Source organism: Paraburkholderia sp. SIMBA_030, from assembly GCF_046535245.1.
In the GTDB taxonomy this organism is placed as follows: Bacteria; Pseudomonadota; Gammaproteobacteria; order Burkholderiales; family Burkholderiaceae; genus Paraburkholderia.
This window is the reverse complement of record NZ_JAWRXB010000404.1, coordinates 1-276: the sequence shown is the minus strand read 5'-3', so window position 1 is coordinate 276 and position 276 is coordinate 1. Positions and strand designations below refer to the sequence as shown.

1 pseudogene is annotated in these 276 nt (G+C 44.6%); it reads right to left on the bottom strand.

Annotation, left to right across the window (positions count from 1 at the left end):
- Positions 1-205: pseudogene (locus SB772_RS40540) on the bottom strand (tRNA 2-thiocytidine(32) synthetase TtcA); the annotation flags it as partial.
- Between the last annotated feature and the right edge of the window lie 71 nt (positions 206-276).

Sequence of the window (276 nt, the reverse complement as noted above, 5' to 3'; positions counted from 1 at the left end):
CAATGCGTTTTAGCAGCAATAAAATATCAAGTAAGGTATAGCTGTCTTTACCACCCGAAACACAGACCATCACCACATCGCCATTTTCAATCATATTAAAATCGCGGATTGCCCAAGAGACTTGGCGACGCAGCTTCTTTTGTAGTTTACGAAAGTACGCTGATTCGGTAGGTGCTTTCGCATCGGCAAACTGCTCGTCAATCATGTCCTCATCACTGCCCTCTTCAAAGACGTCATCGTACTCTCTACTATCAGTATCGGTGTCTAAAGCCTGAC